This window comes from Leucobacter edaphi (genome assembly GCF_016522535.1).
GTDB lineage: Bacteria > Actinomycetota > Actinomycetes > Actinomycetales > Microbacteriaceae > Leucobacter > Leucobacter edaphi.
Genome location: NZ_JAEHOI010000006.1, coordinates 1 through 13,343, shown reverse-complemented (window position 1 = coordinate 13,343; position 13,343 = coordinate 1). Strand labels below are relative to the sequence as shown.

General features: G+C 70.2%; 11 protein-coding genes. 4 read left to right on the top strand and 7 right to left on the bottom strand.

Annotation, left to right across the window (positions count from 1 at the left end; genetic code table 11):
• Positions 1–6 precede the first annotated feature (6 nt).
• From JD292_RS07065 to JD292_RS07045, 5 genes are all read right to left on the bottom strand, one after another.
• Entirely contained in the window at positions 7–1,299 is a 1,293-nt protein-coding gene (locus JD292_RS07065; RefSeq protein ID WP_200132046.1) for an ArgE/DapE family deacylase, read from the bottom strand.
• A gap of 111 nt (positions 1,300–1,410) precedes the next feature.
• Positions 1,411–2,622, bottom strand: coding sequence for an RsbRD N-terminal domain-containing protein (locus JD292_RS07060; protein WP_200132045.1), 1,212 nt, complete (start codon positions 2,620–2,622; stop codon positions 1,411–1,413).
• An 86-nt stretch (positions 2,623–2,708) separates the two neighbouring features.
• A complete protein-coding gene (locus JD292_RS07055; protein WP_200132044.1) occupies positions 2,709–3,389 on the bottom strand; it encodes a hypothetical protein in 681 nt (226 codons plus the stop codon).
• Complete coding sequence (locus JD292_RS07050; RefSeq protein ID WP_200132043.1) at positions 3,386–4,093, bottom strand: response regulator; 708 nt, start codon at positions 4,091–4,093, stop codon at positions 3,386–3,388. Before JD292_RS07050 ends, JD292_RS07055 begins: the two co-directional genes overlap by 4 nt.
• The gene (locus tag JD292_RS07045; RefSeq protein ID WP_200132042.1) at positions 4,090–5,316 is read right to left on the bottom strand and encodes a sensor histidine kinase; all 1,227 of its coding nucleotides are present in this window, start codon (positions 5,314–5,316) and stop codon (positions 4,090–4,092) included. Before JD292_RS07045 ends, JD292_RS07050 begins: the two co-directional genes overlap by 4 nt.
• 151 nt (positions 5,317–5,467) lie before the next feature.
• On the opposite strand from JD292_RS07045, the gene JD292_RS07040 reads away from it, so the two are divergent.
• On the top strand, positions 5,468–7,189 hold the full coding sequence (locus JD292_RS07040; RefSeq protein ID WP_200132041.1) for a long-chain-fatty-acid--CoA ligase: 1,722 nt from the start codon (positions 5,468–5,470) through the stop codon (positions 7,187–7,189).
• 122 nt (positions 7,190–7,311) lie between these two features.
• On the opposite strand, the gene JD292_RS07035 is transcribed toward JD292_RS07040, so the two are convergent.
• Positions 7,312–8,034 carry a Pr6Pr family membrane protein gene (locus JD292_RS07035; protein ID WP_200132040.1) on the bottom strand — a complete coding sequence of 241 codons (723 nt, stop codon included), beginning with the start codon at positions 8,032–8,034 and terminating at the stop codon, positions 7,312–7,314.
• A 221-nt stretch (positions 8,035–8,255) separates the two neighbouring features.
• Between JD292_RS07035 and JD292_RS07030 the strand changes: the two genes are divergently transcribed.
• Positions 8,256–8,948 (top strand): TetR/AcrR family transcriptional regulator, encoded by a 693-nt coding sequence (locus tag JD292_RS07030; protein WP_200132039.1) that lies wholly within the window; start codon positions 8,256–8,258, stop codon positions 8,946–8,948.
• 143 nt (positions 8,949–9,091) lie between these two features.
• Positions 9,092–10,486, top strand: coding sequence for a M20/M25/M40 family metallo-hydrolase (locus JD292_RS07025; protein ID WP_369411182.1), 1,395 nt, complete (start codon positions 9,092–9,094; stop codon positions 10,484–10,486).
• Between the two features lie 74 nt (positions 10,487–10,560).
• On the opposite strand, the gene JD292_RS07020 is transcribed toward JD292_RS07025, so the two are convergent.
• Positions 10,561–11,736: a PucR family transcriptional regulator gene (locus JD292_RS07020; RefSeq protein ID WP_200132038.1), complete on the bottom strand. Its 1,176-nt coding sequence runs from the start codon at positions 11,734–11,736 to the stop codon at positions 10,561–10,563.
• Between the two features lie 159 nt (positions 11,737–11,895).
• On the opposite strand from JD292_RS07020, the gene JD292_RS07015 reads away from it, so the two are divergent.
• Positions 11,896–13,227 carry an MFS transporter gene (locus tag JD292_RS07015; protein WP_200132037.1) on the top strand — a complete coding sequence of 444 codons (1,332 nt, stop codon included), beginning with the start codon at positions 11,896–11,898 and terminating at the stop codon, positions 13,225–13,227.
• Positions 13,228–13,343 lie beyond the last annotated feature (116 nt).

The window sequence follows — 13,343 nt, the reverse complement described above, 5'->3', positions numbered from 1 at the left end:
CAGGGCTCACCCCTCCCGAACCCCGCACCAGGACGCGATGAACAGGGCCATCGACTTCGTGCAGCGTCGCACCGACTCGATGCTCACTCGCTCATCGAAGCCGTGGATGCTCTCGGACACGGGGCCGTAAACGAGGGTCGGCATGTCGCCGTAGTTCACGAAGACGCGACCGTCGAGGTAGCCGGGCGTCGTGAAACTCGTGAGCTCTCGATCGAAAGCCGCGCGGTGCGTCTCCTCGAGGAGAGCCTCCGCATCGCTGCCCGGCTCGAGCACGTACCCCTCGGCGTAGAAGCCGTCGGGGGTGAGGCGCACGTCGAAGGACGGCCGTGACCCGTGGACGCCCTCGGAACCGGCGGCCGCCGTCTCGACGCAGCGCACGATCTCCGCCCACGCGTCGTCGGCGGTCGTGCCCGGGTAGGTGGCGACGCGCACGCGCAGCTCGCACCAGGCGGGTACGCTCGACGGCCAGTCGCCGCCGCTGATCCCGCCGATATTGAAGTTGATCGGGTGATCCAGATCCTCGAAGTACGGGTGATCACCCCGCTGCGAGTTCCACTCCTCCTCGAGCTCGCGCAGCGCGCCGATCACCTCGTAGGCGGCGTCGATCGCGTTGAACCCGTTCGCCATCTCGCGTGGATGCGTCGGGTTGCCCGACACTCGCACCGTGAACCACAGCACGCCGACGTTCGCCCGGACCAGGGAATCCTCCTCCGGCTCCGAGATGATCACGGCGTCAGCCGTGTACCCGCGCAGCAGCGCAGCGAGTGAACCGTTGCCCGTGCACTCCTCCTCGACGACGGACTGCAGGTGCACGCGACCCGTGAGCTCGAGACCGGCCTTACGGATCGCATCGAACGCGAACAGGTTCGCGATCAGGCCCGCCTTCATGTCGCCGGCGCCGCGACCGTACATCCAGCCGTCGCGGATCTCGGAGTCCCACGGCGACCGCGACCACTGCTCCTCGGGCCCCTCGGGCACCACGTCGATGTGCCCGTTCAGGATCAGCGACCGGCCGGACTCCTCTCGAGGGCGATAGGTGCCGACGACATTGGTCATCACGCTGTAGTCGACCGTCGGCTTGCCGAACCCGGGGTGCGCGCGCAGCTCCTCCGAGTCGATCGTCCAGCGGTCGATATCGAGGCCGAGGTCGCGGAGTTGCTGCTCGATGAGGTCCTGCGCGGGCTCCTCGCCTGCCCGCAGCGATGGGGTTGCGACGAGTTCGGCGGTGCGCTCGAGCTGGGCATCGAACTGGGCGTCGACGGCGGCGAGGATACGGGTGGTGAGGTCTTCGGAAAGCATGGGGTCCTCTCTGACGGTCGGAACCGGCGGGCGGCGGTGCCCTGCGCCGGATATTCCGAGCCTAGATGTCAGAATGCAGCGCCAGAGGTGTGAAAGTGAGCCGATTTCGGCTCAGAAGTGTGCAGATGCACCCGAGGAGGGCGGGGGGCCGGCTGCGTCGTCGCCGTCCGCACCCGGCGCCGACAGGAGCACGAGCGCGATCGTCGCGTCGCGCGGAATCGTGACATCGAGCCCGGTGACGTCCTCGAAGGAGCGGAGCCGCTTGAACACGGTGTTCCGGTGGAGAAACAGCTCCTCCCCGGCTTCTTTCACCGAGCCGGAGCGGAGGAACGCGTCGACGGTCTCGCGCAGGCGGGCACGCTCACCCGGATCGGTGCTCCGCCATCGCCCCAGCACCTCACCCTCGAAGCCAGCGACCAGGCGGCCGAGCTCTTCACCCAGCAGCGCGGGGAACGCTGATCGAAGCGTCGCCACCCCGGTACGAACCTCCGCTTCGCACAGCCGCCTGGCGAGTCGCGACGCGTGGGCCAGCGCCCCGACGCCGTACACCCGGGAAATGTAGGCGGCGTGGATCGGTAGCCGCGCGATCGCCCAGTCCGCCTCGCCACGGCGCTGTCGGAAGACGAAGAGCAGGTCGCCGTCCTCGTAGCTGAACACCCCTGCGGACCCGCGCGCGGAAGCCACTGCGTCCGGCAGATCCGTGCGCGGGACAGCCAGCAACTCGAACTCGCCATCGACCGGAAGCCCGAGCGTCTCGGCCGCGACGGCCCGCTCGGGTTCCCCCGCCGTGCCGGAGAACAGCTCGGCGAGGGCACGCTCCCGCGCGGTGCGATGAAACTGGGCCATGATCTGCGCTTCGTCGAGATACGCTGCCTGCACTTCCGTCGCGTATCCCTCGACGACGGTGATGATCCGCTCGCCGTTTCGCGCGAGCACGTCGATCAGGTCGGGTTCGGCGGCGCGGTGGAGCGCGCGCCAGAGCAGGCGGAAGTTGATCCGCACGCCCTCCGAGAGCACCGGGAGCGGGACACCTTGGCGCGCTCGCCTGCGCCCGAGCGACTCCGGGAATCCTGGCGCGGGGTCCGCGGGGTCCGCGGGGTCCGCGGGATGGATCTCGCTGCCGGTGGAGCGCCCCTCGGGGGCCGCGAGCCGAGCGAGGAACACGTCGAAGGCCTGCAGCGCGGTGCGCTCGAGGTCGTCGGCCGGCACGGGACCGCGCTCGTATCCCGGTGAGGCGGCGAGTTCCGCGAGGAACTCCGTGAGGAGCACGGGGATGTCCGCGCGCACCCGTGCGAGGAGGTCGGACCAGTCGGATGGGCTCATGCTCCTATTGTTGCCTCGTCGCATGTGCGGCGCGCGGCCACCCCCGATCTCGGATCGGAAGGGCCCCGCGCCGCGCGAAATCTCGGTCAGTGTGCCGCGGGCGCGGGCGCCGGTGCGGCGGCCGAGGTCGCAGACGGCGCGCGAACCAGGCGCACGATCCCGACGATGACCAGGACGATCCCCACGACCGAGAGGCCGACACCCGCGAGCGTCCACCAGCCCAGCGGGCCGAGCACGCTGCCGACGGGGAACGGTGGCGCGGTCAATACGTCGGCGGTGGTGGCGCAATCGATCCGCACGGAGCCGCCCTGTTCCGATGAGACCTGCGCGAACGAGACGTAGTTCGTGCCGTTGACGAGCGTGTTGAGCGAGGTGCGCGGCGCCTCGGCCACCGCGGCGGTGGCGGCATCTCCGGTCACCGCGCACGCGCTCGGGTCGATCGATGCGACCGCCTTCTCCGGTGCGAGCAGGAGAATCTCGCCACCGGCCGGAATCTCGATGGGGGTGCTCGGGTGAACGCGCTCGACCTGGCCCGCGAAGTCGAGCGCGGTGGGAATGAGCGAGAGGCCCCCGATCGTCAGCCCGAGAGCGGGTCCAAAGACGACGAGGATCGAGCCGACGATGAGCGTGATGATCGCTCCCACCCTGTTTCGGGGCGCGGGAGCGCTCTGCGGTGCGGGAGCGCCGTGCGGTCCGGGAGCGCCGAGCGTGCTGGGGATCGGCGTTCCTTCGGCCGGTGCAGGGTCGGTGTGCATGTGCATGGTCACTTCCTGTTCCTTTCGGCGCGATCATCGCGCTCATCGGGTGTGGACGGGGAGGCATCCCAGCCGGGGTGCCGCGAGGTCCAGACGACGGCCTGGACGCGATCGCGCACACCGAGTTTCGCGATGATGCGGGACACGTGGGTTTTCACGGTGCCCACCTCGACGAACAGTCGAGCGGAGATCTCCGCGTTGCTGAGCCCCTCGGAGAGCGCGCGGAGCACGTCGCGCTCGCGCTCGGTGAGCGGGGGTTCCGGGGAGAGCGAGGAGTCGGGCGGCGGAGACCGGCGGGCGAACTCGCGGATGACGCGCCGGGTGACCGCGGGTGACACCAGGCCGTCACCCGCCGCGGCCGCGCGCACCGCGTCGGCGAGTTCGTGCGGGGCAGCGTCTTTCAGCAGGAAACCGGCTGCGCCGCGTTCGAGGGCCCCGAAGACGTACTCGTCGAGGTCGAAGGTCGTGATCACGACGACCGGGATCGCCGGATCGGCGTGCGGGCCGGCGAGCGCGGCTGTCGCGGACAGCCCGTCGCCGCCGGGCATCCGGATGTCCATCAGCACGACGTCGGGCCGGTGCTGCGCGGCCAGGGCGACCGCCTCGGGGCCGCTCCCCGCCTGCGCGATCACGGAGATGTCTCCGGCGCGTTCGAGGAGGATCGCGAGCGAGCGGCGCACCGAGGGCTGGTCGTCGGCGAGCAGGACGGTGATCATGAGCGGGTCTCCGTTCGTGGTTCGGTCGTGGCCCCCGGCAGCCGGAGCTCGGCGCTCCAGTGACCGCCGGACACGGGGCCCGCGTGAAACGAGCCGCCGACGAGCCTGGCTCGTTCCGCTGCTCCGATCAGGCCATATCCGGTTCCCTCAGTGCTCGGGCCGGGGTGAGGCACGAGGGCGTTGCGCACGGTGAGCGCCACCTCTCCGGCTGCTGATCTCAGGTCGACCGTTACGGGCACGCCCGCTGCGTGACGATCCGCGTTGAGGACGCACTCGCGGAGGACGCTCAGGACGGTCGAGGCGGCCGCGTCGCTGACGGGCTCCGCGACGGCGATGACGCTGGTGATCCGCGCGCCCCGGGAGTCGGCCAGCTCCGCGAGCGCAGCTGCCGCCGCGTCTCCGAGCGGGAGCCCATCGCCGGTCGGGGTGCCTGCCCCGTCCTCGGCGCCGCGGAGGGTGCGAACGACGGTGCGCATATTTGCGAGTGCGCGAGCGGTCTTCTCCTCGATCTCGGCGAGCACGGGATCCGCGCCGTCGACCCGCAGGACGCGCACGGCGAGCAGCGCGTCCATGAGTTCGTGGGCGGCGAGGTCGTGCAGATCGCGGGCGAGGCGGTTCCGTTCGTTCGCGACCGCCTCGGCGTGAACCGCGCGCGCGTGGGCCTCGACGATCCTCGAGTGCTCCTCGGCGTCCCGCGCCCGTTTCGCCTGGAACCGGAATCCGAGGCCGAGCGCCGCGCACGCGATGAAGAAGAACCCCACATCCGCGATCATCGCGAGGGCGACCTCCGGCGCGGTGATCGAGATTCCGGCCCGGACCGCGAGCGCAACCTTCAGCGCCGCGCACAGGGCCCAGCCCACGCCGATCCAGGCGGCAGCCCGTGGGATCGGAGCGTACGCCGTGAGCGCGAAGACGCAGAACCAGAGCGCGAGCGTGAGACCGCCGTTGCCCGCGTACCCGCTTGCGAGGGCACTCAGGATGTAGACCGCGAGCACCGCGAGGTACACGCGGACCGGGAACTCTCGATGCCACCACAGCAGGCCGGCCGCGGCAATGTTTGCAACGAGGAACCCCAGCTGGGCGGGCGTGGCGATCGGTTCGGAGGAGGGGATCGCGGTGAGCGCCCAGAGGTAGAGGGCGCCGGTGAGGGCGCTGAGGCCCCCGACCGTCGCAACGACGACGAGGCGGCCACGGCGTGTCTGCGCGGGTGCTGGCTGCGTCATACCTCAATCATTGCGGGTGGTCACGAAATGCGCGTCTATCGGAGGACGGATATTCGCGGGCGCGCCGAGGGACGCCGGACGGGTGCGCCTGGCGTCCAGGGCGCTGACGCGCCGCCCGGATCCACCGCCCCATCGGGACTACCCTGGAGGGATGCACCTGAACGAGACGCGCGCCTGGAACCGCTTCTACGCGCCCGGCACCCCGATCGACATCGAGCCCGTCACCGGTTCGCTCTCCGACCTGCTTGATGAGCGCTGCGCGCAGTGGGCGGATCGCGACGCGATCAGCTTCTTCGGTCGCACCGTCACCTACCGGGAACTGGGGGAGCGCGTCGCGCGCGTGGCGCAGGGACTCTCGGATCTCGGGGTGCGGGCCGGTGACCGGGTCGCGCTGATCATGCCGAACGCCCCGCAGCACGTGATCGCGTTCTACGCGGTGCTTCGGCTCGGCGCGATCGTCATCGAGCACAACCCGCTCTACACTCGCGACGAGCTGGAGACCCAGTTCAGGGACCACGGCGCGAGCATCGTGATCGCGTGGGACAAGGTCGTCGCGACGCTGCAGTCGCTTCCGGCCGACCTCGGAATCCGCACGATCGTCGCCGTCGATGTCACCCGGGCGATGCCGTTCGGCACGCGCCTCGCCCTGCAGCTGCCGATCGCGAAGGCCCGCGAATCGCGCGCGAAGCTCACGGAACCGACCACGGGGACGGTCGCCTTCGCCGCGCTCGAGCGTTCGCAGCCGCTCCCCGCCAGCCACCCGCGCCCCCGCCGCGACGACATCGCCTGCCTGCAGTACACCTCCGGCACCACGGGCGTGCCCAAGGGCGCCATGATCTCCCACGGCAACCTCTGGGCGAACGCCCGTCAGGGTGCGGCCTGGATGCCCGATTTCACCCGGGGTGAGGGCAGCATCTACGGGCTCCTCCCCATGTTCCACTCCTTCGGCGTGCTGCTCTCGGTGATTTACTCCGTGGAGACGGGGTCCCGCGCGGTGCTCTTCCCGACGTTCGATCCTGAGCTCGTCTCTCAGGCGGCGAAGCGCTTCCCGCCGACGTTCATCCCGGCCGTTCCTCCCATGTTCGATCGGCTCGCCCGCGTGGCCCGCGATGGGAAGCTCGACCTCAGCCAGGTCGTCTACGCGATCTCGGGCGCGATGACCCTCACCCCCGCGATCGTGAAGCGCTGGGAGGACCTCGCCGGAAGTATGCTTAATGAGGGATACGGGCTCACGGAGACCAGCCCGGTGGCGCTCGCGAATCCCTTCTCCGACGCGCGCAGGATCGGCGCGATCGGCATTCCATTCCCCTCGACGGATATACGCGTTGTGGATCCCGAAAACCCCACCGAGCAGGTGGCTCTGGGCGAGGTGGGCGAACTGCTCATCGGTGGGCCGCAGGTGTTCCAGGGCTACTGGAACCGGCCCGAGGAAACCGCTGCGACGCTGCTCGATGGCGGCTGGCTGCGCACGGGCGACCTCGTCGTCCAGGACGAGGACGGCTTCGTCACCGTGGTGGACCGCAAGAAGGAGCTGATCATCACGGGCGGCTTCAATGTGTCGCCGAGCGAGGTCGAGCGCGTGATCAACGCGGTGCCCGGCGTGGCCGAGTGCGCCGTCGTCGGCGTGCCGCGCGGGGGCGGCGCAGAGGTGGTGACGGCCGCGGTGATCCTCGAACCGGGAGCCACCTTCGATGAGGGTGCGGCACGGGCCGCGGCGCGCGACCACCTCGCCGAGTTCAAACGACCGAGCACCTATCTCGTGTGGGAGGAGTTGCCGAAGTCCCTGATCGGGAAGGTGCTGCGACGCCGGGTGCGTGACGCGCTGATCGCGGATCGCCGGGCGGTGCGGGCGATCGCGGAGGACGACGAGTAGCGGCGCAGATCCCCGTGAGGATCTGTGTCTCGATCGGGGGCCGTGGCCGGGTGCTTCGGCCGGGCGCTGCCACCGGGCGCCGGGACCGGGCGTCCGGATTGCGCGCCGCGATCGGCCCCTGATCAGGCCTCGCGTGAGAATACCCGCCCGAGCACCTTGTCGATCACCACGTACACGTAGGCGACGGCGAGCAGCGCGACCGTGAGCGCCGCAACCCAGCTCGCCACCCCGCCGACCCCGAGCGTCGCGACGTCGAGGAACGGGTAGGCGAAGGTGTCCCCGGACTCGAAACGCCCGCCGAATCCCCCGTAGATCAGCGCAAACGCGAGATACGCGTAGGGGATCAGGACCCACAGCAGCGGATCGAACCAGCGGATACGCCCCTTCGGCGTGAACAGCAGCCAGTCGAGGATGATCAGGCACGGGGTCACCACGTGCACCAGCGTGTCGGTGAGCGTGAACGGCGGATCGTCGCCGCTGCTCGGGTCGTACGTCGGCACGAGCACGACGATGTAGATGAGCATCGTCACCGTGATCGCGTGCATGAGTGCCGCCGCCCAGCGGGCGGAGGGCGTGCTGGTCCCGCCACGTCCTCTGGCCCTGAGATCTCGGGCCGTTCCGGTCGCCGCGATCACCATCCAGATCAGGCAGAGCAGGTTGCTGAGCTGCGTGAAGTACAGCATCGCGAGCCAGTTCGGCTGCGCGGTGAAGAGGTCGAGACTGCGGGCCAGCCCGAGCGCGATGACGAGCGCGGCGAGCACGCGGAATACCAGCGCGATCCCACGATCCGCGACGGCGCCGCCCGCGACCAGTGGAGTGTCCGTGGTGCGCGCGCCGATGCTCATGCGTCGAATCTAGTCACGGTGGCGATCCGTTGGGAAGAGCGGATCCCCGCGCGTCTTTCGGGCCGGACACGTCGGGGGCTTCGCGCCGTCGAGGCTCGCCCCTCCGCCGCAACTCGCGCGACTCGCGCGTTTCCGATGCCCGGCGATACTAAGCTGTGGTGATCGGCGCGGCTGCCCAGCCCGGTTTCGCGTCGGCTCACCGATTTGGAGGCGGAGACCTGATGACGGACATCGATGCGCGGCGAAGGGGCCGCCTCGACCAGAGCGTGATCGTCGACGCTGTGCTCGCGCTGGCGAGCGACGAGCGGGACTCGCGGATCACGTTCAAACGGCTGGGGGAGGCGCTCGGGGTTGACGCGACCGCGATGTATCGGCACTTCCGGAACAAGGAGGAGCTCACGAAGGCCGCGCTCGATCGGCTGTCGGGGATGGCCGTCGAGGATGCGCGCGCGGTTCCCGGGAGCTGGCGGGAGCGTCTCGAGCGGCACATGATCCGGAACGCGGAGCTCAGCCTGAAGTATCCGTCGGTCGCGGCGGAGTGGGCGCTGGTTGATCCGGGCGGGCCCGGCGATCTGGCGTCGGACGAGCACATCCTCGAGACGCTCTCCGAGGGCGGGCTCCAAGGGGAAACCCTGCTCAGGGCCTATGCGGCGGTGTCCGGCTTCACGCTCGCGCAGAGCGCGGCGCTCGCCCAGGACGCGCTCAACGACGGCAGCGGGGTGCGCGACGGCTCGATCCCGTGGGTGACGGGTTTCGGCGGAGCGGATCTCGGACCGTATCCGAACGTGCGCGAACACCGGGACGCGCTGCTCGCGATGAACGGGATCTCGGTGTACCGCGCGGGAATCCAGGCGATCCTTGACTCGGTCGAGCGCTGGGCGCACGAGGGCGCCGGCGCGGCAGCTGGCGAGTAACCGGGACGATCCCGGGCAGCCGGGCGAAGGCCCCGCCCCTGCGGTCCGCTCGCGCCGCCGGCAGGCGCCGGCCCCTTGGCGGGCCGAGTATTCTTGATCCGTATCCCCGTTCCACGGAACACGGGGCGGACAAGGAGGAATCGGTGCCCGAGCCCGCGGAAGCCCAGCTGCCGGAGGCGGTCGACGGGTCGCTCGCACGGAGCGGCGTGGACGGATCCTTCGATGCAGGCGAGGCGATCGAGCTCACGCGGGCGCTGATCCGCGAGGCGTGCGTGAACGATGGCACCCCCGAGTCCGGTCAGGAGATCCGCAACGTGCGCGTGCTCCAGCGATTCCTCGCGGACGCGGTGGCCGCGGGCCGCGTGGAGACGCAGGTACTCGAGTCCGCGCCGGGGCGAGCCTCGCTCATTGCGCGCGTGCGCGGCACCGACCCCGGGGCCCCGTCGCTCGGTCTGCTCGGGCATCTCGACGTCGTCCCCGTCGACCCCGAGGGCTGGAGCCGCAATCCCTTCGGCGGCGACCTCGTCGACGGCGAGGTGTGGGGTCGCGGCGCGGTCGACATGCTGTACCTGACCGCAGCCTTCGCGGTCGTGCTCCGCGAGGTCGCGCTCGCGCCGGAGCCGCCACGCGGTGATCTCGTGCTGCTCGCGGTGGCCGACGAGGAGGCCGGCGGCGAGTACGGCATCCACTGGCTCGTGCAGAACCACCCGGACGCGATCCGCGTGGACGAGGCCCTCAGCGAGTCCGGCGGCATGCGCATGGGGCGTCACGTCGCGATCGAGGTCGCCGAGAAGGGATCGGCCGGTCGCCGGCTTATCGTCCGCGGAAAGCCCGGTCACGCATCCATTCCTTATGGCGCGGAGAGCGCGGCGTACCGCGTGGGCGAGGTGCTGCACCGCCTGCGCGAGGTGATGCCGGTCGCGGAGCTCGGGCCGCTGTGGAGCGCGTTCGTGCACGCCAGGATCGACGACCCCGAGATCGCCGAGCGGCTGCTCGATCCCGTGCGCATCGACGCGGTGCTGCCGCAGCTCGGCGGGATCGCGGGCTACGCGCACGCCGTGTCACGCGTGACGATCTCTCCGACGGTGCTCCGGGCCGGCGCGGTGCACAACGTGATCCCGGCGGTCGGCACGATCGACCTCGATATCCGCACGCTGCCGGGCACGACGGACGAGAACGTCGATGATCTGCTGAGCGCCGTTCTCGGCGAGTGGGCCGAGGATGTCGAGATCGAGCACCTGCGCGGTTGGGCCGCCACGAGTTCGCCCACGGACACCCCGCTGCTCGCGGCGATCGGCCGCGCGGTCGAGGAGGTTGCCGGGGCCCCGATGGTGCCGATCATGGCCGCGGGCGGTTCGGACGCCCGCGTGCTGCGGGAACTCGGTATTCCCGCCTACGGCTTCGGCGTCCTCGGCGAGGACTGGAGCTACGAGCGCTACCGCGAGGGCGTGCACGGTCACGACGAGCGGATCGACGCGCGCTCGATCGAGCTGTCGCTCGCGGCGCTGCGGAGGATCGTCGCGGACCGGGTGGGGTGAGGCCCCGCGGGTGACGCCGCGCGGGTGACGCCCAGCGGGTGAGGCCCCGCGGGTGACGCCCAGCGGGTGACGCCCTACGACCACCCCACCACGATCCGAGCCGCTTGCGTCGGCACGAGCGGGTCCACTCCCGTGAGCTCCGCGAAGCGGCGAAGGCGATTCGCGATCGTGTTCCGGTGGCAGAACAGCTCCGCCGCCGACTCTCCGATGCTTCCCGTGCGCAGGTAGCTGCGCACGGCCTCCTCGAGTCGCGCGCGCTCGGCGATCCCGCAGGTGCCGAGGGCCGCGTTGACATCGTCGAGGATCGGCCGGCCGGAGGCCAGGAGGCTGCGCGCCGCGAGTCGCGCCCAGCCCCGCGTCAGCGTCATGGCGCCGGTCTCGTGGGTCTTGAACACCCGCGCAAGGTCGCGCGCGGTATCGGCGGCGTGGCGAAGCTCGGGCAGGCCGGCGGAGGCGACGGCGAGTCCGATGCGGGTGGTCGCCCTGATGCGCTCAGCGGATTCCTCGAGGCGCGATCCGGGCAGCATGTCCCTGCGGAGGAAGGCGATGAGCTGGTCGCCGAGGTGCATCGTGAAGACCTCAGCGCCGACGCGCTCGAGCTCGGCGATGCTCACGCGGAGCGGGGCGATGTCGTCGCCGCGTGCTGCCACGACGACGAGGGGCTCGGCGAGGTCGAGACCGAGCTCGTCTGCGATGTCGCGCAGCCGCTCCTCGCCGGGTGGCGGATCCTGGAAGAGGGCTGCGATCAGGCCGCGCCGCACCGAGGCCGCTTCGTCTCGCATGCGCTGCGTCTCGGCGACGTAGGCGCGTTGGGTCTGGCCGGCGTATTCGTCGACGGTGTTGAGCACGATCCCGGTGTGGCGCACGAGGAGCTCCGAGTCCTCGTGCGTGGCGACGCGGGTGAGGCCGGCCCACAGGATCACGAAGTCGAGCCGGATCGCGGACATCAGCGAGGTGACGGGGATCCCGGCGCGGGCGCGGGAGACGCCGACGTCGCTCGCGACCTCGAGGGTGTCGTGGAGGCCGCCGGCACGAAGGGCATCGAGGAGCCCTTCGAAGGAGAGCCGGCCGGTGCGGCGGACCTCGGAGAGCGGAACCGGGGGCGGGTCGTAGCCGGGGATGCCGACGACGGACTCGACGAATCGTGCGGTGAGTTCGTCGAGGTCGAGTCCGTCGAGCAGCTCGAGCCAGCGCGTGCGGTCGGACTCGAGTGGCTGATCACGGAGCCCCTTGGTCGATTTCTCGGGCATATCTCCAGGGTATGTGCATTCGCACACCTTGGGGATCGAAATCAAGGGTATTCGACCCCGTTTTCCGGGCAATTCTCCTGAGATGCTCATTGGGAAGCCGTCTGTTCTTGACGGCTCCCTCGGAACAGACGGATCCCGCATCCTCAACGGAGAGAAAACATGAGCGAGAAATTGCCTACGGCGACCATTGAGTACGCCGCAGTCCAGGAGTTGAGCGTCAAGGACGCCAACAAGGTCGCCCTGGGCGCCCTCATCGGTACCGCACTCGAGTGGTATGACTTCTTCCTGTTCAGCGCCGCCGCCGCGCTGGTCTTCAACGTCCAGTTCTTCGCGACGGAGAACGCGACCGCCGCGGCGCTCGCCTCGTTCGCGACGTTCGGCGTCGGTCTCGCCGCCCGCCCGATCGGCGGCATGATCTTCGGTCGCATGGGCGACCGCATCGGCCGCCGGAAGGTGCTGATGATCACGATCGTCGGCATCGGCATCGTGACCGGTCTGATCGGCCTCCTGCCGACCTACGCCGCGATCGGCATCGGCGCGCCGATCCTGCTCGTGCTGCTCCGCGTGCTGCAGGGCCTCTTCGTCGGCGGCGAGTGGTCGGGCGCGATGACGATCGTCGTCGAGAACGCGCCGCTGCACCTGCGCGCCCGCTACGCGGCGATTCCGCAGATCGGATCGCCGATCGGCACGATCCTGTCCTCGGGCGGCTTCTTCATCATGACGCTCATCTTCTCGAAGGCGAACTTCGACGCGTTCGGCTGGCGCATCCCGTTCCTCATCGCGCTCCCGCTCCTGCTCATCGCGGTCTACATCCGGAGCAAGCTGGAGGAGTCGCCGGTGTTCCGCCAGCTCGAGGAGTCGGGCGAGGTCGTCAAGAGCCCGGTGCTCACCACCTTCCGCGACAGCTGGAGGCAGATCATCGTCGGTATGGCCGCTGCCCTGCTCGGCGTCGGCGGTTTCTACCTCGTGACCGCGTTCTGCGTCTGGTACGGCGTTAACGTGCTCGGCTACGACTCGACCCTCATGCTCCTCGGCAGCATGGTTGCGGCGTTCGTCGAGATCTTCATCCTGATCTGGGGTGGCAACCTCGGTTCGAAGTACGGCGCGAGCAAGGTCATCCTGTGGGGCGGCATCCTCTCCGCGGTCGTCGCGGTCCCGGCCTTCATCATGCTCTCCTCGGGGAACCCGGTGCTCGTGGTCCTTGCGATGACGCTCGCGGTCGCCGCGCTCTCGCTGCCCTACGCGGCGTCCGGCACGGTCCTCACCGGCCTCTTCCCCGCGAAGACGCGCTACACCGGCGTGGGTCTCGCGCAGAACATCGCCGGCATGCTCTCGGGCTTCATCCCGGTCCTGGCCACGGGCTTCGTCGCCTCGGCGGGCGACCACTGGTGGCCGGCGGCGGCGATGCTCATCTTCCTGTCGCTGTTCACCGCGGTCGCCGGTGCGATCGCCCCGCGCCTGAGCGTGAGCCTTCCCGGCTTCAAGCACTAGGCACGACCCACTGAATCGGCCGAGCAGGCCGAAACGGCGGGGGGGGGGGCCCCCCCCCCCCCCCCCCCCCCACGTTTTTCAACACCCACCGAGGTGCCCCCAACCAGTGGGCCGAC